This window comes from Bordetella genomosp. 13 (assembly GCF_007679965.1).
GTDB lineage: Bacteria > Pseudomonadota > Gammaproteobacteria > Burkholderiales > Burkholderiaceae_B > Bordetella.
On record NZ_VEHL01000005.1, the window covers coordinates 234,716 to 257,692 of the forward strand.

Sequence of the window (22,977 nt, forward strand, 5' to 3'; positions counted from 1 at the left end):
CGCTTCATAGGGATTCTCCGAGAAAACCGACATTCTTAGGTTCTCGTGTCTGGTCAATCGCGGTATGGTACGAGGCCATTTAGTCAATAGCGTTGCAGGAATGCGGGTATTTTCCGAAATGCCGGTAACGGCCTCCCGCTGGTCCATACGGCCGTCAGTCGTATCATTCCCCCTTGCCGCAGTCTTATACATAACCGCGGGCCGTCCCTCCACACCGCGGTCCGCCCACAGAGGAGCAGCAGCATGTCCGACCTGGTCAAGGTAGAAGTCGCCGATGGCGTGCAGATCATCACCGTGAACCGGCCCGAGGCCAAGAACGCCATCAACCTGGAGACCGCCCAGGCCCTGGCCGCCGCGTTCGACGCCATGGACGCCGACGACGCCGTGCGCATCGGCATCCTGACCGGCGCGGGCGGCACGTTCTCGTCCGGCATGGACCTGAAGGCCTTCGCGCAGAGCGGTCAGCGGCCGCTGATCCCGGGCCGCGGCTTCGCCGGCCTGAACGAGCGCCCGCCCAAGAAGCCGCTGATCGCCGCCGTCGAAGGCTACGCGCTGGCCGGCGGCTGCGAGATGGCGCTGTCCGCCGACCTGATCGTGGCGGCCAGCAACGCCAAGTTCGGCCTGCCCGAGGTCAAGCGCGGCCTGGTGGCCGGCTCGGGCGGCATGCTGCGCCTGCCGCGCCGCCTGCCGTACCACATCGCCATGGAGATCATCCTGACGGGCGACATGCTGGATGCCCAGCGTGCCCACGGCTATGGCCTGGTCAACCGCCTGGCCGAGCCGGGCAAGGCTCTCGAAGCCGCCCTGGAACTGGCGCGCGTCATCGTCGAGAACGGCCCGCTGGCCGTGCAGACCGCCAAGAGCATCGTGGCCCAGGCCACCGACTGGGAACAGGAAGGCATGTTCGACCGCCAGCGTCCCCTGATCGCGCACATCTTCCAGTCGGCCGACGCCAAGGAAGGCGCCACCGCTTTCGCCGAGAAGCGCAAGCCGGTCTGGCAGGGCAAGTAAGCCGTTGCCCGCGGGGCGGATACCGTCCGTCCCGCGTTCCGTCCCCGGCCGGAACCTGCGCCCGGCATCCGCCCGTTCTATGATTCACGCATGCGCGCGGTCCCATGCGGCCGCGCGCGGGCGCGCGACGATCTCCGGCAGCTTTCTGCGGCGTTTCGTTTTTCCCCTTTTTCTTTCCGCGAACCAGGCGGGTCCTCGGCCCCGTCCTTCCTACATCATGACCACGCTCATCAAAGAAGAAGACCTGATCCAGTCCATCGCGGACGGCATCCAGTTCATCAGCTACTACCATCCCGTCGACTACATCCGCCACCTGGCGCGCGCCTACGAGCGCGAGGAAAGCCCCGCGGCGCGCGATGCCATGGCGCAGATCCTGACCAACTCGCGCATGTGCGCCGAGGGCAAGCGTCCGCTGTGCCAGGACACCGGCATCGTCAACGTGTTCCTGAAAGTCGGCATGGACGTGCGCTTCGACACCAAACGCAGCCTGCAGGAGCTCTGCGACGAGGGCGTGCGCCGCGGCTACCTGAATCCGGACAATCCGCTGCGCGCCTCGGTGCTGGACGATCCGCTGTTCGCGCGCAAGAACACGCGCGACAACACGCCCTGTATCCTGCACGTCGAATTGGTGCCTGGCGCCAAGGTCGACGTGCAGATCGCATCCAAGGGCGGCGGTTCCGAGAACAAGTCGAAGTTCGTCATGCTCAATCCCAGCGACTCGCTGGTCGACTGGGTGCTGAAGACGGTGCCCACGATGGGCGCCGGCTGGTGCCCGCCGGGCATGCTGGGCATCGGCGTCGGCGGCACGGCCGAGAAAGCCATGCTGATGGCCAAGCAGTCGCTGATGGAAGACATCGACATGTACGAGCTGCTGGCCCGCGGCCCGCAGAACAAGCTCGAAGAGCTGCGCATCGAGCTGTATGAAAAGGTCAACGCGCTGGGCATCGGCGCGCAGGGCCTGGGCGGCCTGACCACCGTGCTGGACGTGAAGATCAGCACCTTCCCGACGCACGCGGCCTCCAAGCCCGTGGCCATGATCCCCAACTGCGCGGCCACGCGCCACGCCCACTTCGAGCTGGACGGCTCGGGTCCGGCGCGCCTGGATCCGCCCTCGCTGTCCGAGTGGCCGGAAGTGCATTGGGCCCCCGACTACAACAAGTCGAAGCAGGTGAACCTGGACACGCTGACGCGCGAGGAAGTCGCCAGCTGGCAGCCTGGCCAGACCCTGCTGCTGTCGGGCAAGATGCTGACCGGCCGCGATGCCGCGCACAAGCGCATCCAGGACATGCTGGCCAAGGGCGAATCGCTGCCGGTGGACTTCACCAACCGCGTCATCTACTACGTGGGCCCGGTCGATCCGGTGCGCGACGAAGTGGTCGGCCCGGCCGGTCCCACCACCGCCACCCGCATGGACAAGTTCACCGAGATGATGCTGGCCCAGACCGGCCTGATCTCGATGATCGGCAAGTCCGAGCGCGGCCCGGTGGCCATCGACGCCATCCGCAAGCACAAGTCGGCGTACCTGATGGCGGTGGGCGGCGCGGCCTACCTGGTGTCCAAGGCGATCCGCACGGCGAAGGTGCTGGCGTTCGAAGACCTGGGCATGGAAGCCATCTACGAGTTCGACGTGAAGGACATGCCGGTGACGGTGGCGGTGGATGCGCAGGGCGTGTCGGTGCACAACACCGGTCCGAAGGAATGGCAGGCCAGGATCGGCAAGATTCCGGTCGCGGTGGCTTGATGTAGCGCCGCCGGCCCGTGCGACCGGGCCGGCGCACCAATCGGGCGCTGTCGCCTGCGGAAGAAAGCACGAGGCATGGAGACGGAGGGTTCGCTCGTACGCGTGTCGCTATCGCTCATCACCCCGACGATCCTCACGTTGTTCGGGGCGGCGTTCGTCGCCATCTGGGCGGGCTACCAGCGGCGCAGCCACCTGTTGTGCCTGGCGGCCGCCTGTTTCGCATTCGGCGCGGGCGCGACGTCGCAGATCCTGTACGTGCCGCGCGACACGGGCGCCAATGCGCTGGTGTCGGGCGCGCTCTATTCCAGCGCCGTGTGCCTGGCGGTGCAGGGCATCCTGCTGCGCGCGCGCCGTCGATTCCCCTGGACCGTTTGCGCGGCCTTCGTCGCGCTGGTCATGGCGGGCCTCTGGTATTTCTTCTACGTCGACCGCAACCTGCTGGCACGAGTCTACCTGCTGAACGCCAGCTACGGCCTGCTATTCTGCCTGGCCGCCTTGCGGCTGTGGTCCGCGCCGCGCGTGCGCATGCCGGATCGGCTGCTGTTCTGGATCGTGCTGGCGCTTGGACTGCAGTTCCTGCCGCGCACCTTGCTGACGCTGGGCGGCACCGCGCCGGTCGGCGCACGCGCCTTCGCCGATTCGATCTTCTGGCAGGGCTTGCAGCTGTCGCTTGCCCTGTTCGGCATCGCGCTGGGACTGGTGCTGCTGTTCGCCGTGGCCAGCGACGTGCTGGAAGCGGCCATCGACGACCGCGACCGGGACCTGTTGACGGGCGCGTACACGCGACGGGGTTTCGACCTGCGTACGCGCAAGCGGCTGGCCGGCTCGGCTACGCCGTCCGCGCTCATCCTGGCGGACGTGGATCATTTCAAGCGCATCAACGACCGGCATGGCCATCCGGCCGGCGACCGCGTGCTGGCGGCGGTGTCCGAGGCCTTGTCGGGGAACCTGCGCGCGCAGGACATCCTGGGCCGCCTGGGCGGAGAGGAGTTCGCCGTGTTCATGCCTCGTGCAGGGCTGCGCGAGGCCGTGGAGTGCGCCGAGCGCCTGCGCACGGCGATCGCCGGGTCCGGGCCCGCGATGCTGGAAGGTGAGCCCGTCACCATCAGCCTGGGCGTGGTCGAGATCCCGCCGGGGACATCCTGGGACATCGTCTATCAGCAGGCCGACGAGAAGTTGTACGAGGCCAAGCGGGCGGGACGCGACCGGGTGGCCTGGTAGCCTCGTCTCAGGACACGGCGAGAGCCCGCATCGGTAGCCGCTGCATCCACTGCGTCCATGCCAGCAGCTCAAGATCGCGATCCGGCAGGGCCACGCATTGCACGCCCACGGGCAGGCCGGCCGGGGTCTTGCCGGTGGGCACATGCACGCAGGGCCAGCCCAGCAGCGACCACACGCGGTTGAATACCGACGAGCCCGTGGTCGCGAAGCCCGCGGGGGCTTCCGATGGCGCGCTGGGCGTGAGGATGACGTCGACGTCGGCGAACCGGTCCTGCCAGCGTTGCGCCAGCCGCGTGCGCGCCTGCTGCAGGTCGGCATAGTCGACGGGCGTGATCGACAGCCCGCGGTCCATGGCGTTGCGCAGGGCGGGCGTCGGGCCCTCGGGGCGCGCCATCCGCAATGACAGCAGGCCGCGCGCCAGTTCGGCCAGCATGATGTCGCCGTGCACGCGCAGCAATTCGATCAGGTCCGCGTCACAGTCGGGTTCGATGATGTGGGCACCGTGTTCGCGCAGCAAGGCGGCATGATTGTCCAGCGCCGCCTGGGCGGCGGGGCTCAACGTGCCCAGCGCGCGGGCGGGTAGCAGCGCCACGCGGGGCGCGCGGTCGATGGAGGTGTCTTCGCCGGTAGCGCCCAGGAACACGCGCGCCGTGGCGGCCGCCTGTTCCAGCGTGCGCGTGAACCAGCCGATGGTATCCAGCGTATCGCACAGCACGTGCATGCCTTGGCGATGCACGCGTCCGAACGTGGGTTTGAAGCCGATCACGCCGCAGAAGGCCGCCGGTCGGATGATCGATCCGCCGGTCTGTGTGCCCAGCGCCAGTTCCACCATGCCGGCGGCCACGGCGGCGGCGGAGCCGCTGGACGATCCGCCCGGCGTGTGGCCCAGGTGGTGGGGGTTGCGGGTCGGGCCGGGCGTCACGTAGGCGAATTCGGCCGTCACGGTCTTGCCGATCGGCACGGCGCCCGCCTGGCGCAGTTGCGCGACGCAGGCGGCGTCCAGGTCGCGAGGGTCGCCGCCGATGGCTTCGGAGCCGCAGCGGGTCGGCATGCCCGCGACGTCGATCACGTCCTTCACGCCGAACGCCACGCCGGCCAGCGGGCCGGCAAGCGCCGCGCCGGCCTCGGCGGCCAGGTGCGTCCAGGCGCGCACGTCGCCGTCGCGCCGGCTCGCGGCCAGCGCGTCTTGCGGGGTCAGGGCCCATGTCGGGCCGGGTGCTGCGAGGTCCTGCGTCATTGGACGGTGATGTTCTGCTTGCGGATCAACTGGCCCCAGCGTTCGCTTTCGCCGGCGATGAAGTCGCGGAATTTCCCGGGCGTGCCGCCCGCGACTTCCCCACCCTGGGATTCCACGATCTTGCGGTAGCCCGGGTCCTGCAGCGCCTGGTTGATGTGGGCGTTGAGCTTCTGCACGATGTCGTCGGGCGTGCCGGCCGGGGCGACCACGCCGAACCAGTTGGACATCACCATGCCGGGCATGCCCAGTTCCTTGAAGGTGGGCACGTCGGGGAGGGCGGGCACGCGCTGCTCGGAACTCACCGCCAGCAGGCGCAGGCGCGGCGCGTCGCCGCTGGCATAGGCCATCAGCAGGCTGGGCAGCTCCAGGTACAGGTCCACGTTGCCGGCCATCAGGTCGTTGGACGCGGGCGCGCCGCCGCGATAGGGCACGTGCGTGGCCTGCACGCCGGACTGCGTCTTGAACAGTTCGGTGCCCAGGTGCGAGGCGCTGCCCGCGCCGGTCGACGCGTAGTTGAACTTGTCGGGATTGGCCTTGGAGGCCTGCTTCACCGCGTCCAGGCTGGTGTAGGGCGACTTGGCGTTGACGCCCAGCACCAGCGGGCCCAGCTCGATCAGCGCGACGGGCGCGAGGTCCTTGATGGGATCGAAGTTCAGCGTGTAGAGCGACTTGTTCACCGACATGGGCGCGAAGTTGCCCAGGCCGATGGTGTAGCCGTCGGGCTTGGACATGGCGATCTGGCCGGTGCCGATGTTGCCGCTGGCGCCCGGCTTGTTCTCCACCACCACGGGTACGCCCAGGGTCGTGGATAGATGCTGCGCCAGCTGGCGCGAGCGCGTGTCCGAGCTGCCACCGGCGGCGTACGGCACGATGAACTTGATGGGCTGGCTGGGATAGGCGGATTGCGCGGCGGCGGCGGCGGGCGCGGCGATCGCGGCGATCGCGGCGATCGCGGCCAGCGCCACGGCGGCCAACGCCGTGCAGGAAAGGGCTTTGCGCCCGGTGTGCGGCAGAGTCATGAGGTTCCCCGGTTGTTGTCGAATGGGGGGATGTTAGGAATCCGCCGATTATGTTGTCCAATACATTATTCTTTCTCTATTGATTTGCTGAAGAAAACAATGGTGTCACTGGACAGCAAGCTGCTCGACGTGTTCGCGGTGGTGGCCGAAGAACTGCACTTCGGCCGCGCGGCGCTGCGCCTGCACATGAGCCAGCCGCCGCTGAGCCAGAGCGTGCGCCGGCTCGAGGCCCTGCTCGAAGTGAAATTGCTGGAGCGGACCACGCGTTCCGTGCGCCTGACGCCGGCCGGCGCCGAGCTGTATCGGCGCGTGCAACGCATGCAGGCCGACTCGGATGCCACGGTGCGGGCCGTGCGACAGGCGGGCAAGGGCGAGGTGGGACGGCTGAGCATCGGGCTGACGCCCAGCGCCGCGTACACCAGCGTGCCGCAGGCCATGTTTGCGTTCAGCCGGCGCTATCCCGGCATCGCGCTGGCGCTGCAGGAGATGAACTCCAGCGAGATGCCCGACGCGCTGCATCGGCGCAGCCTGGACCTGGCCCTGCTGCGCCCGCCCTTCGCGGACGCCGATCTTGCGCCCGAGCCCATCCACCAGGAACCCATGGTGCTGGCGGTGCGCCACGGCCATGCGCTGGCGCGGCGCCGCTCGGTCACGCTGGCGCAGGTCGCCGAGCAGGAGCTGATCGGCTATTCGCGGGTGCACTCCCGCTATTTCAGCCAGGTGCTGCACCGCATGCTGGCGTCCACCGGCAAGCCGCCGCGCATCGTGCAGGAAAGCATGATTCCCACCATCCTGGCGCTGGTCGAGGCGGGCTTCGGCGCGGCCGTCGTGCCGGCCTCGCTGGCGCGCATGCGCAACGACGCGCTGGCGTACGTAGCCATACGCGGCCCAGGCGTGATGCAGGCCGAGCTGCTGGCCGCGCGGCATCCCGCCAACCGCAACCCGGCCATCGAGGCGTTCCTGGAGATCCTGCGGGGACAGGTTTGAGTCGACCCGTCGGCCGGGTTGGCGGGTCTGATCACCTGAGTCGAACGCCCTCTTAACGATTCAGGAATAGGCCGGTTCGCCCGCCTTTCCTACACTCCTTCACACAATCACTAGAAAGCCGAAGGAGACATACCATGGCGCAATTCCGTCGCTGGCTGTGTGCCGGCGCGCTGTCACTGGCCGGCTCGCAGGCCGCCTGGGCCGCATGGCCCGACAAACCCATCACCCTGATCGTGCCCGCGGCACCGGGCGGCACCACCGACATCTCCGCGCGCATCATCTCCGAGAAGCTGTCGCAGAAGCTGGGGCAGCAGGTCATCGTCGAGAACAAGGCAGGGGCGGGCGGCATCATCGGCTCGCAGGCGCTGGCGCGGTCCAGGCCCGACGGCTACACCCTCATCATGGGCAACATCGGGCCCAATGCCATCAACTATTCGCTGTACAAGTCGCTGCCGTACAAGCCCGAGGACTTCGCGCCCATCACCACGGTCATCTCGGTGCCCAACATCCTGGTGGTGCACGAGGCCACGCCCGTCAAGACCGTGGCCGAACTCACCGCCTACGTGAAGAAGGATCCCAAGGCGGCCACCTTCGGCAGCTCGGGCACGGGCCAGTCGCCGCACATGTCGGCCGAACTGTTCAAGCAGCGGGCCGGCATCCAGGCCACGCACGTGCCGTACAAGGGCGCCGGCCCGGCGGTGGCGGGGCTCATGGCCCAGCAGTTCACCTTCATGATCGACAACCTGCCCAGCTCCATGGCGTCCATCCAGGGCGGCAAGTTCCGCGCGCTGGCGGTCACCAGCGACAAGCGCGTGCCCGAGCTACCCGATGTACCCACCATGGCCGAGGCCGGCGTGCCCGACATGGTGGTCACCGCATGGTTCGGCCTGATGGCGCCCGCCGGCACGCCCAAGGACGTGATCGACCGCGTGCAACGCGCCGCCAGCGAGGTACTCAAAAGCCAGGACGTCATCACGCGCTTCCGCGCGCTGGGCGGCCAGGCGGGCGGCGAGTCGTCCGCCGAATTCACGGCCTTCGTCGACAGCGAGCGCGCCCGCTGGAAAGACATCGTGGCCAAGTCAGGCGTGGAACCGCAGCAATGATCGACAAGATCCAACATTCCATTCAAGAGGCCCTGGCCGTCATCCCGGATGGCGCCACGGTGTTGATCGGCGGCTTCGGCGATGCCGGCGTGCCGTACGAACTGGTGCACGGGCTGGCCGACCTGGGCCGGCGCGACCTCACCATCGTGTCCAACAATGCCGGCACCTTCGACCGCGGCATCGCCGCACTGCTGAACAGGCAGTTGGTGCGCAAGATCGTGTGCTCGCACCCGCGCCCGCCCAACGCCGAGGCCTTCGCCCGCGCGTTCCGCGCCGGCGAGGTCCAGCTGGAATGCGTGCCGCAGGGCACGCTGGCCGAGCGCCTGCGCGCCGGCGGCGCGGGCCTGGGGCCGTTCTACACGCCCACCGGCTACGGCACGGAACTGGCCGAGGGCAAGGAACAGAAGGTCATCGACGGCGTGGGCTACGTGCTCGAACAGCCCCTGCGCGGTGACTTCGCGCTGATCCGCGCCGACGTGGGCGACCGCTGGGGCAATCTCATGTACCACCTGGCGGGCCGCAACTTCAATCCGGTGATGTGCATGGCGTCGCGGCATGCCATCGCGCAGGTGCGAGAGATCGTGCCGCTGGGCAGCCTGGAGCCGCAGCACATCATGACGCAAGGCATCTTCGTGCAATCCGTCGTCCGCGTGGAGGCCTGACATGCCCGACATCAAACCCCTGAACCGCCAGCAGATCGCGCAGGTGGTCGCCAGCGAGATTCCCGACGGTGCATACGTGAACCTCGGCATCGGCATGCCCACGCTGGTGGGCGACTACCTTCCCGCCGACCTGGACATCGTGCTGCACAGCGAGAACGGCATCCTGGGCATGGGCCCCGCGCCGGCCCCCGAAGACGCCGATCCCATGCTCATCAACGCCAGCCGCCAGCCCATCACGTTGCTGTCGGGTGCGTCCATCACCGAGCACACCGTGTCGTTCGCCATGATGCGCGGCGGCCACCTCGATTACGCCATCCTGGGCGGGTTCCAGGTCGGCGCCAACGGCGACCTGGCCAACTGGAAGACGGATGCCGCGGATGCCATCCCCGCGGTCGGCGGCGCCATGGACCTGGCCGTCGGCGCCAAGAGGGTGCTGGTGATGATGGAGCACCGCGACCGCAACGGCGCGCCCAAGATCCTGCCCCGCTGCACCTATCCCATCACCGGGGCCGGCGTGGTCACCTGCGTCTACACCGACCTGGCCATCATCGACGTGCTGCCGCAGGGCCGGCTGGTGGCGCGGGCCATGGCCGAGGGCGTCACGCGCGACTTCCTGGCGTCGGTCACCGGCGCGCCGCTGGCGTTCGCCGAGTCGGTGCGCACGATGTGCGTCGGGACGGATGGGGTGGCTTATCTGGAATAGGCAGCGCGCAATAGGCATCGCCGCGATGCCTGATGAGGTCTGCGCACGGTTTTTTCCTACACAAGATGCCGGCATCGGCACGGACTGGAGACAAGGATGAACAGGACGACGAGCAGGATGGCGCGCGCAGCGGCGCGTGCCGCGGTATGCGCGGTGGCCACGGTCATTCCGGGCGTGGCCGCCTGGGCGGCGGGGTTTCCCGACAAGCCTGTCACGCTGGTCATACCCTATCCGCCGGGCGGCAGCGCGGACATCCTGGCGCGGCCATTGTCGGCCGCCCTGCAAGAGAAGTGGGGCCAGCCGGTGGTGGTGGAATACAAGGCGGGCGCGGGCGGCACCATCGCCTCGGCCTACACGGCGCGCGCCAAGCCCGACGGCTATACGTTGCTGATGGTGCTGGCCGCGCACGCCATCAACGACAGCCTGTACAAGCAATTGCCCTACGACACGCGCAAGGACTTCGAGCCGGTGTCGCTGGTGGCCACGCTGCCCCTGCTGGTGGCGGCGCCTTTGTCCACGCCGGCCAACAACATGAAGGAACTCATCGAGTACGCCCGCGCCAACCCCGGCAAGCTCAGCTACGCCTCGGCCGGCAACGGCAACACCAGCCACCTGGCCGTCGAGATGTTCAAGAAGACCACCGGTACCAACATGATGCACGTGCCCTACAAGGGCAGCGGACCGGCCGTGGTGGCGCTGCTGGGCGGCGAGGTCTCGCTGATGTTCGACAGCATCTCCACCTCTCTGCCGCAAGTGAAGTCGGGCAAGCTGAAGGCCCTGGCGGTGACGGGCGAGAAGCGCTCGCCGCTGTTGCCCGACACGCCCACGGTGGCCGAGACGGTGCCGGGCTTCGTCGTCAACGGCTGGTATGGCGTGCTGGCGCCGGCCGGCACCCCGCCGGACATCATCCAGAAGCTCAGCGCCGACATCGCCGCGGCCGCGAAGAAGCCCGACATCAAGGACCAGCTGGCCAGCTATGGCTACGAGGTCGTGGGCTCGACGCCGCAAGCGTTCGGCGCGCACATCGACCGCGAGCTGAAGGTCTGGAGCGAGGCGGTGAAGTCGTCGGGCGCGCAGATCAACTGATGGCGCGGGTATCCGGGCAGTTCCGTCGAGAACTGCCCGGCAATGTGGCAATCCCTGCGGCAGCCGCGAGTGCGCCGTTCAGGTCGAGGCCGCCGGCGGCGATGCGGCCTTCAATGCGGCCTTCTTCAGCACCAGCACTTCGCTGCGGCCGTCCTGCACCACCTCGCCATTCTGGTTCACCATCCGCATGCGGCGGTCGATGGCGCCGACGCGCTGGCTGCTGCCGGGCGAGGTGCCCATGATGTCCAGCACCAGATGCAAGGTGTCGCCGATGAAGATAGGTTTTTCGAACTTCCATTCCTTCAGCGACAGCATGGCCACCACCGATTTATGGAAGATGCCGAGCTCGTGCATCATGCCGGTGGCCAGGGCGATGCCCAGCGTGCCGTGCAGCAGCCGTTGGCCATAGCGCGTGTCGGCGGCATACACGCTGTCGGCATGGATGGGATTCCAGTCGCCGGAGATCATCGAGAACATCGTCAGGTCGGCTTCGGTCAGCGTGCGGCCGCTGCTTTCGAAGGTCTGGCCGATCTGGAAATCTTCGTAGTACAGGGAAGTCATCGCGGTAGGTAGGTGGTCCATCGCCGGGCGTCAGGCCGGCGTTTCCTGTTGCAGGCGTTCCTCGGCCATCTGGCGCAGGCGGTTGCGCTGGATCTTCTCGCCGTTGGCGCTGGAGGTGACCGGGAAGGCGTCGACGATCCATAGCCGCGCGGGCACCTTGAACGGGGCGAGCGTGGCTTTCAGCGTGTCCAGCAGGGCGTTGGCCTGTCGGTCGGGCCGTGCATCGGCGCTGGAATCGGTCTTTGCATCGGTCTCTACGATGACGAAGGCGACCGCGCGCGGCTGGCCATCCAGCGTGATGCCGACCACCTGCGCGTCATGCACGCCAGGCTGCGAGGTCAGCGCGTATTCGATTTCCGCGGGGTCGACCAGGAAGCCGCCGAGCCGCAGGGCGTCGCCGATGCGCGCCAGGTAGACGAAGCTGCCGTCGCCGCGCACGTAGCCCATGTCGCCCGTGCGGAAGTAGCCGTCGGTGGTCAGCGCGTCGGCCGTGGCCTCGGGGTTGTCCAGGTAGCCGATGAAGTTGCCAGGCGCGCGGATCTCGATCTCGCCGTGGCCGCCCGGTTCGCACAGCACGCCGGTCTGCTGGTCGCGGACGCGAACGTGCGCCTGCGTGCCGGCGGCGGGCTGGCCGCCGCCCAGCGCGCGCTGGGCCACGGGCAGGGTGGAGTCCTGGATGGCGAACAGCGCCTGCACCTCGCTGGACCCATACAGACCCGACATGGGAAAGCCCCGCTTTTCCAGCCGCGCGGCCAGTTCGACCGAGCCGGGATGGAAGGCGGCGAAGCCGAACACGCGTATGTGCGGGAAGGGGCGCACGTCCTCGCCGTCGACCTCGGCGGCGATGCGCCGCAGCATCTCGTCGCTGCCGTACATGTGCGTGATGCGTTCGTCGCGCAACAGCCGCGCGGCGCGGCCGGCATCGAACAGGTCCATCATCACGATGGGCGCGCCGGCGTGCAGCGCGCCCAGCACGCTGTTCAGGCCGAACACACCGCACAGGGGCAGGGCGGCCAGCAGGCGCGCGTCGGGCCCGGTCAGGCCGAAGCCCGGCGCCACCTGGCGCGTGTGCGCCGACAGGGTGGTCGCGCTGTGCATCACCAGCTTCGGCCCCTTGGTGGTGCCCGAGGTGGTGAACAGGATGACGGGAAGGTTCGGGTCTTCGGCGGCGTCGTCGACATGTTCCTGCGCGGTTTCGGGTGCGTAGGCCAACGTGGCGCGGCTCGGCATCAGGGAGGGCGCCGTGTCGTCGCCATCGACCAGCACGATGGTCTGCAGGGCGGGCAGCGACGCAGGGTCGATGTCCGACAGCACCGCGGGAAAGTCGAGCTTGCGAAACGAGGGCTGCATGATCAGCATGCGCGCTTCCGAGCGGCCCAGGATGTATTGCAGTTCGGCGCTGCGATACCGCACGTTGATGGACACCAGCGTGGCGCCCAGACGCGCCAGGCCGAACAGCAGGGCCAGCCATTCGCGGCGATTGGGCAGCCACACCGCCACCCTGTCGCCGCGCTTCACGCCCTGCGCCGCCAGCCAGCCGGCGGTGCGCCGGCACAGGCGGTCGAATTCGCGCCAGCTCAGCGGTCCAGCCTCGTCGGACAGGGCCATGGCATCGGGATGGCGTTGCAGGGCAGGCGCATACAGCTGCGCCAGGCGTATCGGCTGCGAGGACATCAGTACAGCTCCATCAGGCTCGCGTTGCTGGAGAACTCGTCGGGCAGGCCGCTCTTGATGATCGCGCCGGACTTCATGACGATGACGCGGTCGGCGATCTTCAGCGCCTCGCGCACGTTCTGTTCGACGATCAGGATCGACATGCCGCGCGATTGCTGCAGGTCGCGGATGGGCGCCATCAGGTCCTGGAACAGCTTGGGCGCCAGACCGATCGACGGCTCGTCCAGCAGCAGGCAGCGCGGCTGGCTGAGCAACGCCCGGCCCAGCGACACCATCTGCTGCTGTCCGCCCGACAGCGTGCCGGCGCGCTGGCCATAGAACTTGCGCAGCGCGGGCAGCACCTGCATCACCCATTCCAGCCGTTGTGCATGGTCGGCCTTGGGCACGCCGGCCGACCACAGGCCCAGCCGCATGGTCTCGGCGACGGTCAGCCCGGGAAAGATGCCCCGGCCCTCGGGCACCAGCGAGATGCCGGCGGCGGTCAGACGGCGCGGCTCGCAGCGCTGCTGCGGCTGGCCGTCCAGCAGCACGCTGCCCCCCGAAGGGGCGACCAGGCCGAACAGCGCCTTCAGCAAGGTGGACTTGCCCGCGCCGTTGTGGCCGATGAGGCACAGCACTTCGTTGGGCAGCAGCCGCACGTCCAGGCCGTCCAGCACGGGCCGGCCGCCATAGCCGACCTGGAGCTGGCGCGCTTCCAGGATGGGAATGGCGCTGGATGCAAGATGACCGTCCGGCCAGTGCGGCGTGGGCTGTTCCAGCGCGTCGCCGCCAGGAAGGGGCCGACCACGCGCGTCTGCGCCTTGCGCGGGCCGATCTTGCGAGATGGTTGCGCTGGACGAGGCGCCGATTGCCTGGGACGCGCGTGACGTGTCGATGCCGGGCGGGTTCATGAGCGCTCTCCGAAATAGATGGCGGCCAGCTTGGGGTCCCGCAGGATCTGCTGCGGATCGCCGCAGGCCAGCAGGCGGCCCTGGTCCAGGAAAGCCAGGCGGTCGGACAGCTGGTTCACCAGGTCGAGGTTGTGCTCGATGACGCAGATGGTGACGCCGCGCTGCGCGTAGTCGCGCAGCAGCGCGATGAAGCGCGCGAATGAGCGCGGGTCCAGGCCCGAGGCGGGTTCGTCCAGCAGCCATAGTGTGGCGTCGCCCGCCATGACGCGCGCCAGGCTGAGGAACTTGCGCTCGGCATAGGCCAGGTCGGCGGCGCGTTCGTGGCGCTTGTCCCACAGGCCGGCCTCGTTCAGCACGGCCTCGATGCGGGCACGGTCGGCGCGCCGCTGCCACAGCCAGCTGCCGCGCTCGATCACGGTGGTGACGTTCTCCAGCACGCTCATCTGGCTGAACAGTCGCAGGTCCTGGAAGGTGCGGCCCACGCCGCGCCGGGCGATCTGCCAGGGCGCCTGGCCGGCCAGCGGCTTGCCCTGCCACAGGATGTCGCCGCTGCTGGGCGTGAGGTGGCCCGTCACCATGTTGAACAACGTGGTCTTGCCGGCGCCGTTGGGGCCGACCAGCGTGGTGATCTGGCCGGCGGGCAGGTCCAGCGAGACGTCGCTGATGGCTTGCAGGCCGCCGAAGTTCTTGCTGAGATGGCTGATGCGCAGCAGCACCTCGCCATCGTGCGCGGGGGCCTGTACGGGCCGTTGCAGGACGGCGGACGCGTCCATTGCAGCGTTCGTTCCCGCGTTCATTTGGCGGCCCCCAGCTTGCGGCCGCCCACCAGCCCGCCGGGCCGGTACATCATCAGCAGCACCATGACGGCGCCATAGATGATCTGCTGCAGCGTGCCCAGCTCCTGCGGCGGCAGGAAGGGCAGGTAGGTCAGCGCGGCCGGCAGCGCCATCAGCAGCGCCGCACCCAGGATGGGACCGAGCACCGTACCCGTGCCGCCGATGATCACCATGGCCATCAACAGGATCGAGGTCTCCAGCATGAAGCCCTCGATGTTGACGAAGCTCATGTAGAACGCATAGATGCTGCCCGCCACCGCGGCCAGCCCCGCCGACACCGCTACCGACAGCGCCTTGATGGCCGCGACCCACTTGCCGGCCGCCTGCGCGGCGGACTCGCTGTCGCGGATGGCCATCAGGCTGCGTCCGAAGCTGCCGCGCAACAGCGCGGTGGTGACCAGCAGCACCAGGATCAGTCCGCCCACGGCCAGCGCGAGAAATTCGGCCGGCGTGGCCAGCGCGTGGCCGAAGACCGTGGGTGGCGGAATGCCGACCAGTCCGCCCAGGCCGCCGGTTACGCCTTTCCATTCGGAGAAGATGGTGACGCCGATGACCTGCAGGCCCAGCGAAGCCGCGACGAAGTACTCGCCGCGCACGCGCAGCGCGGGCAATGCCAGCGCCATGGACAGCAGCGCCGACACCAGGATGGCCACGGCCACGCAGATCCACAGCGAATCCGTGAAGTGCATGGCGACGTTGGCGGCCGTGTAGGCGCCGACGCCGAAGAAGATGGCATGGGCCAGCGAGAAGATGCCCGCGTAGCCCATGATGAAGTTAAGCGTGACGGCCAGCATGGCGTTCACGCAGAAGAGGATGGCGATGTTTTGCAGGTAGGCCAGCATGTCGGTTTTCCAGTGTTGCGGCCGGCGGGCCTACGAGGCCACCGTGCGGCCGAACAGGCCGCTGGGACGGAACAGGATGAACAGGAACAGCAGCACGAAGGTGACGGCCTCGCTCCATTGCGGATCGATCCAGGCCAGCGACAGGTTCTCGGCCAGGCCCAGCAGCAGCCCGGCCAGCGCCGCGCCGCGCAGGCTGCCCACGCCGCCCACGATGGTGGCCGCGATGCTGATCAGCATGACGTGGTGTCCCATGGCGGGGCTGAGCCCCGACGTGGCGGCCGTGAGGATGGCGGCCGGCACGGCAAGCAGCGAGCCGATCAGGAAGACGTATTGGGACAGCCGCCGCGGCGTCAGGCCGTAGGCTCGCACCAGCGCCGCATTCTCGCCCAGCGCGCGCATCGCCAGGCCCAGGTTGGTGTGCGTCAGCAGCCAGTGCACCACGCCGAAGGCCAGCAGCGCGCAGCCCACCGCCACCGCGGCCATGGGCGCGATGTACAGCCCGCCGGCCACTTCGACGCTCTTGCTCAGCGGCGACGGCACGGTGACCAGTCCCCGGCCGAAGCCGATCGCGATCAGGTTCTGCACCACGATGGCCAGTCCGAACGATGCGACGAACATGGTGAAGAACGCGCCTTCGTGGCGCTGGATGACGGCATACACGCAGCGGTCGACCAGCACGCCGAACAGCGCCGCCGCCATGGCGGCCAGGGCCGCCGCGGCCGGCCACGGCCAGCCCAGCACGGCGTTGAGTTCGTAGAACACGAAGCCGGCCAGGGTGAAGGTGGCGCCGTGCGCCACGTGGAAGACGCGGGTCGTGCCGAAGATCAGCGAGAACCCGGCGGCGATCAGGGCATACAGGGCGCCGGTCTGTATGCCGTTGGCGAGCAGTTGCGCGAACAGCATGATGGCCCGGGACTCAGTTCTCGATATCGGCGATGGGCTTGGCCCCGTTCTCGACGATCTCGTTCAGTTGCATGGGCGCCTTCACCGTGCCGTTGGCGGCGAAGGACACCGTGGCGCCGACGAATTCGAACGAGGGCGTGGCCTTGCGCTGGGCCAGCAGGTTCTCGCCGGTGACGGGCTTGCCGGCCTTCTCCAGGGCCGAAGCCAGGATGCCGAAGGTGCGCACGGCGTTGTAGTAGTTGACGACGTAGGAGTTGGGCTCCTTGCCGCCGTTGAGCTTCTTGTAGTCGTCGCGCATGCGGTGTGTGATGGGGTCCTGCTTGTCCCAGTCCACCTTCTGGCTGGAGAAGATCGCGCCGCGGGCTTCGGGCAGGGCCTGCGTGGACGGGATGGCGAAGGCCGAGTAACTGACGACCTGTTGCGACACGCCGTTGTCGCGCAGCTGCTTGATGATCTGCCCTTGTTGGCTGCCGTACGAGGCGATGTAGACCGCCTCGGGCTTCAGGTCGCGCACGCGCGCGGCGATGCCCGAGAACTGCTGCGCGGTGGCCGGCACCGAGAAGCTGCCGGCCAGTTCGCCGCCCACGCCCTTCAGCGCGCCGCCCAGTTCCTTCAGGATCGACTGGCCCAGGGGGTCGTCGACGTAGATCAGTGCGTAGCGCTTCAGGTTGCGCTTCTGCGCCAGATAGGGAATGGCGGCGCGCACCTCGTCGTTGGCCAGCGCGATGGTGTTCCAGAAGTAGTCGCCCAGTTCGGCCAGGTCGGGGCCCACGCCGCCGCCGTTGACCATGACGATCCTGGCGCGGGTGCCGACCGGCGCGATGGCCTTGGAGACCCCTGTGAAGGCGCTGAGCACGAACGGCACCTTGGTGACGTTGGCCAGCTTGTTCATGCCGATCACGCCCTGCATCGGCAGGGCCTGGCTGTCTTCGTAGACGATGGACAGCTTGCCGGAAAGCATCTTGTCCTCGTTGATGTGGCGCACGGCCAGGTCGGCGCCCGAACTGAAGGTCTGGCCGTACTCGGCGTTGGAGCCGCTCATGGGGAACAGGCCCCCGATGGCGATGTCGGCCGCCGTGGCCGGCAGGCTCATGGCGATCCCCTGGCATGCGGCCAGCAGGGCAAGCAGTCGCTTCATGGTTTGTCTCCGTCCTTTTATGGTGTCGTTCTTGCTGCGCGTGCCGCCTTCCGGGCGGCGTCGGTGGATGCTGCGGGGAAAACTTTCCTCAGCCCGTGGCCGGTGCACTGGCCGGCAGGGTCTTGCCCAGCACTTCGCGCAGCACTTCCTCGGTGTGCTGGCCCAGGAGGGGCGGCGGCATGCGGTAGGCGACGGGCGAGGCCGAGAAGCGCAGAGGGCTGGCCGTGACCGGCGCCATGCCGCCCTGCGGATGCGGCATGTCGCGGCGCAGCTGGCGCGCCTGCGCCTGCGGATGCGCGAAGGCCTGGGCGATGTCGTTGATGGGGCCGCACGGCACGCCCACGGCCTCGAGCCTGGCGATCCAGTCGTCGCGCTTGCCCGACCGCATGATGTCCGACAGCTGCGCGACCAGTTCCTCGCGGTTCGTGACGCGCAGGCGGTTGCTGGCGTAGCGGGGATCGTTGCCCAGCTCCGGCGCGCCGATGGCGGTGCAGTAGGCGCGGTATTGCGCGTCGTTGCCGGTGGCCACGATGAGATGGCCGTCGGCCGCGGCGAATACCTGGTAGGGCACCACGTTCTGGTGGGCGTTGCCCGCGCGTACGGGTGCGACGCCCGAGGTGAAATAGTTGGAATTCTGGTTGGCCAGCATCGCCACGTGGCAGTCCAGCAGCGCGATGTCCAGCTGCTGTCCCAGGCCGCTGCGATGGCGCTCCTGCAGCGCGGCCAGGATGGCCACCGTGGCGTACATGCCGGTGACGATGTCGGTGACGGCCACGCCGGCCTTCTGCGGACCGCCGCCGGGCAGGTCGTCGCGCTCGCCGGTGATGCTCATCAGGCCGCCCATGCCCTGGATCATGAAGTCGTAGCCCGGACGGCTGGCCCACGGGCCGTCCTGCCCGAAGCCGGTGATGGAGCAGTAGATCAGGCGCGGGTTGATCTCGCGCAGGCTGGCGTAGTCCAGGCCGTACCTGGCCAGGCCGCCCACCTTGAAGTTCTCGACCAGGATGTCGCTGACGGTCGCCAACTCGCGGATCAGCGCGGCGCCGTCGGACGTGGCCATGTCGGCCTCGACCGACCGCTTGTTGCGGTTGGCGCTGAGGTAATAGGCCGCCTCGTGCGTGTCCTGGCCCTGGCCGTCCTTCAGGTAGGGCGGGCCCCAGCCGCGCGTGTCGTCGCCCACGCCGGGCCGCTCGATCTTGATGACGTCGGCGCCCAGGTCGGCCAGGTTCTGCGTGCACCACGGGCCTGCCAGGATGCGCGACAAGTCCAGCACGCGGATGCCGTCCAGCGGGGCGGGGCGCGTCATGCCGAGACCGTGGCGATGCCGTGGCTGATGACCACGATGTTGCGTTCGACGGCGCGCACCAGGTATTGGATGCGCCCGCCCGAGTCCCACATGTCGCATTGCAGCGTCTCGCCGGGGAATACCGGCGACGAGAAACGCGCGTTCAAGCCCGTCAGGCGGTTGGCGTCATAGTCGCACCAGGCGCGCACGATGGCATGGGCCGCCACGCCATAAGTACACAGGCCGTGCAGGATGGGGCGTGGAAAGCCCGCCTTGCACGCGACCTGGGGGTCGACGTGCAGGGGATTGGGATCGGCGTTCAGGCGATACAGCAGCGCCGCGTTGGGCGCCACCTGCAGCGTGCAGCTGCGGTCGGGCTTGCCCTCGGGCGTGGCAGGCAGCGCCTCGGGCGGGGCATCGCCTTGGCCGAAACCGCCGTCGCCGCGGCAGAAGGTGCTTTGCTGCAGCGTGGCCAGCAGCTTGCCGCGTTCGTCGTGCAGCGTGCGCTCGGAGACGACGATGGCGCCGCGGTCGGCGCCTTTGTCGACCACGTGCGTGACGCGTGTCTTGCCCACCACCGTGCCGGATGGCGGCAGCGGCGCATGCATGGCCAGGCGCTGCTCTCCGTGCACCAGGCGCACCCAGTCTATGCCGACGCGCGGGTCGCGCATCCAGAACCCGGGATAGCCCAGTACCACGCTCATCGTGGGAAAGGCCTGGAGCCGATCTTCGTACACGTAGCGCAACTGGCGTTCGTCCATGGGGTCGTACCCCAGGCCGATACCCAGCGCGTACAGCATGGTGTCCTTGGCGTCGTAGCGCTGGACGACGTCGTCGAAGTGCCACGATTTCACGGTCTGGTAGTCGAGCGTCATGCGCGGCTCCTCATCAGATGGGATCCCAGTCGATGACGTCGGGCGATCGCTCCAGCGCGTAGAAATGCTTGCGCATGGCGGGGATGGCGATCTCTCCGATGAGCTCGGGCGTCCAGCCTTCGCTGTAGTGCACCGTGCGCAGCGGACGGGGTTGGCTCATCAGCATGATCTCGTTGGCGCGCACCGCGAAGATCTGCGCGGTGACGGCATTGGCCTGGTCGCTGACCAGGTACACGGCCAGGGGCGCGACCTTGTTGGCTTCCATTTTCTTCAGCTTCTCGACGCGGGCCTTCTCGGCGTCGGTCTCGGCAGGGATGGAGCTGGTCATGCGGCTCCAGGCGAAGGGCGCGATGCAGTTGGAGCGCACGTTGTAGCGGGCCATGTCCAGCGCGATGGACTTGGAGAGCGCGACGATGCCGAGCTTGGCGGCAGAGTAATTGGCCTGGCCGAAATTGCCGATGAGGCCCGACGTGGACGTCATGTGCACCAGCGCGCCGGACTCCTGTTCGCGGAAATGCGAGGCGGCCGCGCGGCTCATGTAGAACGTGCCGTTCAGGTGCACGTCCAGCACCTGGCGCCATTCTTCCTCGCTCATCTTGTGGAAGACGCGGTCGCGCAGGTTGCCGGCGTTGTTGACCACGGCGTCGATGCGGCCGAACGCGTCCACCGCGGTGCGGATGACGGCGTTGGCGCTTTCGTACGAGGCGACGCTGTCGGTGCTGGCGACGGCCTGGCCGCCCGCGGCGATGATCTCCTGCACCACGGCTTGCGCGGGGCCGCTCGCGCCGCCTTCGCCCGTGAGCGAGACGCCGATGTCGTTGACCACCACCTTCGCACCCGCCTGGGCCATGGCCAGCGCTACGCCGCGGCCGATGCCGCCGCCCGCGCCCGTGACCACCACTACCTTGCCCGCAACCATGCCGCTCATTCGTGTCTCCTATGCTGCGTCGCACACAGGGCTGCATGCGCGCAGAGTGATGGATCGGTCGCAGGGCCGTATGGCCTGCGAATGACCACCATGGTAGATTTCAAGGGCCCTAGAGCAGTATTCAAAATTAGAAATGCCCCCCTTCTGCGTGGTGGAACATGAGACATGATTTAACTGATCTGCGTCTTTTCCTGAATGTGGGGGAGACGCTGAACCTGACCCGCGCCGCCGAGCGCACCTTCCTTTCTCTGCCCGCGGCCAGCGCACGCATCAAGCACATGGAAGAGGCCTTCAAGGCCCGGTTGCTGGTGCGCATGGCCACGGGCGTGGCGCTCACGCCGGTGGGCGAGGTGCTGCTCAAGCACGCCAATGCCGTCTTTCGCCAACTGGAGTGCCTGAACGCCGACCTGCAGCCGTATGCCTCGGGCCTGAAGGGCAAGCTGCGCCTGCTGGCCAACACCACGGCCACCAATTCCTTCCTGGCCGATGCGCTGTCGACGTTCCTTGCGGAAAACCCTGACGTGGACGTGGAACTGGAGGAAAAGATCTCGGGCGACATCGTGATCGCGGTGCGTGCGGGCGCAGCCGACCTGGGCCTGGTGGCGGGCAACATCGACGTCAGCGGCCTGGACGTGACGCCGCTGTTCCGCGACGAGCTCACCGTGGTCACGGCGCTGGACCATCCGCTTGCCGGCCAGGACACCGTGCAGTTCCTCGACCTGCTGGACACCTACCAGTTCGTCGGCATCCATCCCAACAGCGCCATCCAGACCTTCCTGGAAGACATCGCCAGCGGCCTGGGCAAGCGTATCTGCCAGCGCGTGCACGTGGGCAGCTTCGAGGCCGTGTGCCGCATGGTGGAGGCGGGCGCCGGCATCGCCGTGGTGCCTCGCGCCTGCGCCGCGCGCTACAGCCGCTCCGACCAGCTTCGCGTGATCCGCCTCGAGGATTCATGGGCGATGCGCGACCGCCTGCTGTGCCGCCAGCGCGGTCGCGACCTGCCGCGTTTCGCCGAGTGCTTCATCGAGCACGTGCAGCGCGCCGCGGCGGGCTGATCCCGCCACGGCCCCATCGCGAGGCGAGCGCGCCGCTCGCGTTCCGCGCGGAAGGGGGGCTTTCGCAAATGTGTATCGGCAAGTTGCGACGCTCGGGCAAATAATAAAAAAAGCACGACAAGCACAGGAGACATGCCGTGATAGACCTGCAACGCCGCCGCGCAACCGCGGTGCTGGGCGCAGCATGCGCCGCCGCCCTGGTTCCCGCATGGGCACGCGCCGCAGGCGCCTGGCCCACGCACGCGGTCAACTTCATCGTGCCCTTTCCGCCGGGCGGGCCGGTGGACACCACGGCACGTTTCACCACGCAGCCGCTGGGTCAGATCTGGTCGCAACCCACGGTGGTCGACAACCGCTCGGGCGCCGGCGGCATCGTGGGCGCACAGTACGTGGCCAAGGCCGAGCCCGACGGCTACAGCTTCCTGTTCGCGTCCATCCACCACGCAGTGCTGCCCAGCCTGCGCGATAACCTCAGCTATGACATCGTCAAGGACTTCGAGCCCGTCGGCATGGCTGCCGTGTTCCCCATCGTGCTGGTGGTGCATCCCAAGCTGCCGGTCAACAGCGTCGGCGAACTCATCGCATACGCCAAGGCGAATCCAGGTGCGCTGTCGTTCGGCTCGTCCGGAACCGGCGGCGGCACCCACCTGGCCGGCGAACTGTTCAACAGCATGGCGGGGGTGAAGATCCAGCACATTCCGTATCGCGGCAGCGCGCCGGCCATGCAGGACTTGCTGGGCGGACAGGTGCAGGTGATGTTCGCCGACGGCCCGTCCGCCGTGCCCCATCTGAAGACGGGCAAGGTGCGCGCATTGGGCGTGGGCAATCCCGAGCGCTCCGCCCTGGTTCCAGACGTGCCGACCATTTCGGAATCGGGCCTGCCGGGCTACGAGGCCTATTCCTGGAGCGGCGTCATGGCGCCCAAGGGCGTGCCGAAAGACGTCATCGCCAGGCTGAACCAGGATATGGTGAAGGTGCTGTCCAACCCCGATACGGCCAAGAGCATGCTGGCGGCGGGCGCCGAACCCAAGCCCGGCACGCCCGCCGAGTTCGGCGAGTTCGTGAACAACGAAATCGCCAAGTGGCGGGCTGTCATCCGCAAGGCCAACATCAAGCTCGACTGACGAAACGGCGCGGCGATGATTGCGCGTGGCGCGTAATCGCCGTGGCCTGCCTGGTGTCTTCGCGCTCGATGGTGGCGATGGCAGCGCAATCGTCGT

22 protein-coding genes are annotated in these 22,977 nt (G+C 68.2%); 10 read left to right on the forward strand and 12 right to left on the reverse strand.

Going from position 1 to position 22,977, the window contains the following annotated elements; all coding sequences use genetic code 11:
- Nucleotides 1-243: 243 nt before the first annotated feature.
- From FS845_RS14370 to FS845_RS14380, 3 genes are all read left to right on the forward strand, one after another.
- Complete coding sequence (locus FS845_RS14370) at nt 244-1,011, forward strand: crotonase/enoyl-CoA hydratase family protein (RefSeq protein WP_144636439.1); 768 nt, start codon at nt 244-246, stop codon at nt 1,009-1,011.
- Nucleotides 1,012-1,228: 217 nt separating this feature from the next.
- A complete protein-coding gene (locus FS845_RS14375) occupies nt 1,229-2,752 on the forward strand; it encodes a fumarate hydratase (RefSeq protein WP_144636441.1) in 1,524 nt (507 codons plus the stop codon).
- Nucleotides 2,753-2,827: 75 nt separating this feature from the next.
- On the forward strand, nt 2,828-3,973 hold the full coding sequence (locus FS845_RS14380; RefSeq protein ID WP_144636443.1) for a sensor domain-containing diguanylate cyclase: 1,146 nt from the start codon (nt 2,828-2,830) through the stop codon (nt 3,971-3,973).
- Between the two features lie 7 nt (nt 3,974-3,980).
- Here the strand turns inward: FS845_RS14380 and FS845_RS14385 are convergent, their stop codons facing one another.
- Together FS845_RS14385 and FS845_RS14390 are read right to left on the reverse strand one after the other, a co-directional pair.
- A complete protein-coding gene (locus FS845_RS14385) occupies nt 3,981-5,210 on the reverse strand; it encodes an amidase (RefSeq protein ID WP_144636445.1) in 1,230 nt (409 codons plus the stop codon).
- Nucleotides 5,207-6,229, reverse strand: a complete 1,023-nt coding sequence (locus FS845_RS14390; RefSeq protein ID WP_144636447.1) for a Bug family tripartite tricarboxylate transporter substrate binding protein — start codon at nt 6,227-6,229, stop codon at nt 5,207-5,209. Before FS845_RS14390 ends, FS845_RS14385 begins: the two co-directional genes overlap by 4 nt.
- A gap of 99 nt (nt 6,230-6,328) precedes the next feature.
- Here FS845_RS14390 and FS845_RS14395 point away from each other — a divergent pair, with 99 nt between their 5' ends.
- From FS845_RS14395 to FS845_RS14415, 5 genes are all read left to right on the forward strand, one after another.
- On the forward strand, nt 6,329-7,216 hold the full coding sequence (locus tag FS845_RS14395) for a LysR family transcriptional regulator (protein ID WP_186332287.1): 888 nt from the start codon (nt 6,329-6,331) through the stop codon (nt 7,214-7,216).
- A gap of 134 nt (nt 7,217-7,350) precedes the next feature.
- Entirely contained in the window at nt 7,351-8,319 is a 969-nt protein-coding gene (locus tag FS845_RS14400) for a Bug family tripartite tricarboxylate transporter substrate binding protein (RefSeq protein WP_144636451.1), read from the forward strand.
- Nucleotides 8,316-8,981 (forward strand): 3-oxoacid CoA-transferase subunit A, encoded by a 666-nt coding sequence (locus FS845_RS14405; RefSeq protein WP_144636453.1) that lies wholly within the window; start codon nt 8,316-8,318, stop codon nt 8,979-8,981. Before FS845_RS14400 ends, FS845_RS14405 begins: the two co-directional genes overlap by 4 nt.
- Before the next feature lies 1 nt (nt 8,982).
- The gene (locus FS845_RS14410) at nt 8,983-9,684 is read left to right on the forward strand and encodes a 3-oxoacid CoA-transferase subunit B (RefSeq protein ID WP_144636455.1); all 702 of its coding nucleotides are present in this window, start codon (nt 8,983-8,985) and stop codon (nt 9,682-9,684) included.
- Nucleotides 9,685-9,780: 96 nt separating this feature from the next.
- Nucleotides 9,781-10,770: a tripartite tricarboxylate transporter substrate binding protein gene (locus tag FS845_RS14415; RefSeq protein WP_144636457.1), complete on the forward strand. Its 990-nt coding sequence runs from the start codon at nt 9,781-9,783 to the stop codon at nt 10,768-10,770.
- Between the two features lie 78 nt (nt 10,771-10,848).
- On the opposite strand, the gene FS845_RS14420 is transcribed toward FS845_RS14415, so the two are convergent.
- The 10 genes from FS845_RS14420 to FS845_RS14465 all read right to left on the reverse strand — a co-directional run bounded on the left by FS845_RS14420 (nt 10,849) and on the right by FS845_RS14465 (nt 20,702).
- Complete coding sequence (locus tag FS845_RS14420) at nt 10,849-11,352, reverse strand: MaoC/PaaZ C-terminal domain-containing protein (RefSeq protein WP_313960321.1); 504 nt, start codon at nt 11,350-11,352, stop codon at nt 10,849-10,851.
- A 9-nt stretch (nt 11,353-11,361) separates the two neighbouring features.
- The gene (locus tag FS845_RS14425) at nt 11,362-13,005 is read right to left on the reverse strand and encodes an AMP-binding protein (RefSeq protein ID WP_144636459.1); all 1,644 of its coding nucleotides are present in this window, start codon (nt 13,003-13,005) and stop codon (nt 11,362-11,364) included.
- Entirely contained in the window at nt 13,005-13,895 is an 891-nt protein-coding gene (locus tag FS845_RS14430) for an ABC transporter ATP-binding protein (protein WP_144636461.1), read from the reverse strand. Before FS845_RS14430 ends, FS845_RS14425 begins: the two co-directional genes overlap by 1 nt.
- Nucleotides 13,892-14,668, reverse strand: coding sequence for an ABC transporter ATP-binding protein (locus tag FS845_RS14435; RefSeq protein ID WP_186332288.1), 777 nt, complete (start codon nt 14,666-14,668; stop codon nt 13,892-13,894). The genes FS845_RS14430 and FS845_RS14435 overlap by 4 nt, the downstream gene beginning before the upstream one ends.
- A gap of 20 nt (nt 14,669-14,688) precedes the next feature.
- Nucleotides 14,689-15,573, reverse strand: a complete 885-nt coding sequence (locus FS845_RS14440; RefSeq protein WP_144636465.1) for a branched-chain amino acid ABC transporter permease — start codon at nt 15,571-15,573, stop codon at nt 14,689-14,691.
- Between the two features lie 30 nt (nt 15,574-15,603).
- Entirely contained in the window at nt 15,604-16,476 is an 873-nt protein-coding gene (locus FS845_RS14445) for a branched-chain amino acid ABC transporter permease (protein WP_144636467.1), read from the reverse strand.
- Between the two features lie 13 nt (nt 16,477-16,489).
- Nucleotides 16,490-17,614: an ABC transporter substrate-binding protein gene (locus tag FS845_RS14450; RefSeq protein WP_144636469.1), complete on the reverse strand. Its 1,125-nt coding sequence runs from the start codon at nt 17,612-17,614 to the stop codon at nt 16,490-16,492.
- A gap of 88 nt (nt 17,615-17,702) precedes the next feature.
- Complete coding sequence (locus tag FS845_RS14455; protein WP_144636471.1) at nt 17,703-18,920, reverse strand: CaiB/BaiF CoA transferase family protein; 1,218 nt, start codon at nt 18,918-18,920, stop codon at nt 17,703-17,705.
- Entirely contained in the window at nt 18,917-19,774 is an 858-nt protein-coding gene (locus FS845_RS14460) for a MaoC/PaaZ C-terminal domain-containing protein (protein ID WP_144636473.1), read from the reverse strand. Before FS845_RS14460 ends, FS845_RS14455 begins: the two co-directional genes overlap by 4 nt.
- A gap of 13 nt (nt 19,775-19,787) precedes the next feature.
- Nucleotides 19,788-20,702 (reverse strand): SDR family NAD(P)-dependent oxidoreductase, encoded by a 915-nt coding sequence (locus FS845_RS14465; RefSeq protein WP_144636475.1) that lies wholly within the window; start codon nt 20,700-20,702, stop codon nt 19,788-19,790.
- A 158-nt stretch (nt 20,703-20,860) separates the two neighbouring features.
- On the opposite strand from FS845_RS14465, the gene FS845_RS14470 reads away from it, so the two are divergent.
- The gene (locus FS845_RS14470; protein WP_144636477.1) at nt 20,861-21,757 is read left to right on the forward strand and encodes a LysR family transcriptional regulator; all 897 of its coding nucleotides are present in this window, start codon (nt 20,861-20,863) and stop codon (nt 21,755-21,757) included.
- Between the two features lie 137 nt (nt 21,758-21,894).
- Nucleotides 21,895-22,881, forward strand: a complete 987-nt coding sequence (locus FS845_RS14475; RefSeq protein ID WP_144636479.1) for a Bug family tripartite tricarboxylate transporter substrate binding protein — start codon at nt 21,895-21,897, stop codon at nt 22,879-22,881.
- Nucleotides 22,882-22,977: the final 96 nt, after the last annotated feature.